We start from the raw sequence: 1,996 nt of genomic DNA, 5'->3' as shown, positions 1-1,996 counted from the left end.
GAACGGCGAAAAAACCGCGCCGTAGCGCGGTTCGTACCCTCGACCCAGGGGGTCTAACTGTCAAACTTGAGTTCAAGCCCAACACGTCCACCCTTTGCGCCACGTTTTTGATGAGTTCCGTCCGATCTTCATGTGGACCCACGTTGGGTGCCAAGGCGCACGTGACAGGACGGGTCGGATCTTTTTCATGGCAGAACTTCACCAATTGTTCTAAGATGGCGAGCATGGAGGGCTGTCCTTGCTTCTCCACTTCATTGCCGACACTCCACATGATCACAGAAGGGTGGTTGCGGTCGCGCACGATCATCGCTTCGAGATCTCGCTCCCACCACTCGTCAAAGAAGTGTTCATAATAAAGGGATTTCCATTTGTCGAACGCCTCGGCGATGACCAGAAAACCCATCCGGTCACAGAGGTCCAACAATTCCGGTGCCATGGGGTTATGCGCAAAACGAAGTGCATTGCACCCCATCGCTTTGAGGATACGCAATCTGCGTTCCATCGCCGGTTGATGGTACGCCGCACCGAGACAGCCAAGGTCATGGTGTATGCAAACGCCTTTCAATTTTGTCGGCACGCCGTTCAGCAAAAAGCCCTTGTCTGGGTCGAAAACAAGACTCCGTATTCCGAATGGAGTGACCACACCATCCACCATGTGCCCGTCGCGGTACACGAACGTATGCGCCGTGTAAAGCACCGGCTGTTCAGGAGACCATACTTGAGGAGAAGCGACTTCGAGGGTTTGTGAACATTCCACCGCACCGCCCGCGGGTACCATCGTCGGGGTTTCGGCGCGCCCGCACACGGTGCCGTGCGGGTCTCGGATCTCGGTGACCAGTATGCACTCTGAATCATGTGGGTGTCCATTCTGTAAGGTGATGCGCAGAGAAACTTTTGCCGCCGCCGGGGAAACCTCCGGCGTCGTGACGAACGTCCCCCACCCCGCCACATGGATGGGATCCACACAGATCAACCACACACTGCGGTAAATGCCTGCACCGGAATACCAACGATCGGGCGGTAGGATGGTGTTGTCCACTTTGACTGCCAATACGTTTTCCTCTTCCCAAGAAACAAACGGCGTCAAGTCATACTGGAAACCGACATATCCATAGGGCCTCTTTCCGAGAAAGTGACCGTTGATCCAAACCTCACTGTGGCTCATGATGCCGTCGAATTGAATATAAATTTTTCTCCCTTTCCAATCTGGTTCCAAACGGAATCTTTTTCGGTACCATGCGATTTCGTATCTGGGCAAATAAGCCTGACACCCGCCAAACGCCATGTTCGGATCAAAGGAACCCTCGATGCTCCAATCATGCGGCAGATCAAGCTTCCGCCAACCGGCATCATCGCAGTCCGTTCGATATGCACTTGGGTCGTTCCCTTTTTTAAATAACCAATCTTTATGAAATGAAATGATTTTTCTTGCTTCCAATGACCATCCAGGCCTCCATTCAGCCTTTCACGGAACCCAACAGAATCCCTTTGGTGAAGTGTTTTTGCAAAAACGGATAGATCATCAGTACGGGAATGGTGGCAATCACAATCACCGCATTGCGGACCGCTTCACCGTAGTAAGAAACCGCATCGGAGGAGAAGGTTGCGTTGCCGATCCCACCCGTGGCACTGATCACTATTTGCTGAAGAACAACCTGTACAGGCCATTTGGTCGGATCGTTGATGTAAAGGATGGCATTGAAATATTGATTCCAAATCCCCACCGCATAAAAGAGCGCGAAGGCTGCCATGACGGGCAGAGAAAGCGGGAGGACAATCTGAAACAAGACACGCAGCTCGTTACAACCGTCGATGCGGGCAGATTCCTTGAGTTCTTCGGGGAACTCCAAGAAAAAGTTTTTCATGATTACCAAATAAAAACTGTTGATGAGGCCCGGGATCATGAGCGACCAGAGCGTATTGATGTAAGCGTCAAATCCCGCCCACCTTGCATTCCCTCCACGGCTCCCCCAAACTCATGCATGACGAACAACCC

1 protein-coding gene and 1 pseudogene are annotated in these 1,996 nt (G+C 52.3%); both read right to left on the bottom strand.

Annotation, left to right across the window (positions count from 1 at the left end):
* Positions 1-1,438: glycoside hydrolase family 2 TIM barrel-domain containing protein (locus IEX97_RS12845; protein ID WP_188883504.1), on the bottom strand; the 1,438-nt coding region annotated here is incomplete at its 3' end.
* 19 nt (positions 1,439-1,457) lie between these two features.
* Positions 1,458-1,925 (bottom strand): annotated as a pseudogene (locus IEX97_RS12840) (carbohydrate ABC transporter permease); the annotation flags it as partial.
* Positions 1,926-1,996: the final 71 nt, after the last annotated feature.

Origin of the sequence: Paenalicyclobacillus cellulosilyticus, assembly GCF_014647315.1 — a bacterium.
GTDB classification, from domain to species: domain Bacteria; phylum Bacillota; class Bacilli; order Alicyclobacillales; family Alicyclobacillaceae; genus Alicyclobacillus_J; species Alicyclobacillus_J cellulosilyticus.
This window is presented reverse-complemented; position numbering and strand designations above follow the sequence as displayed.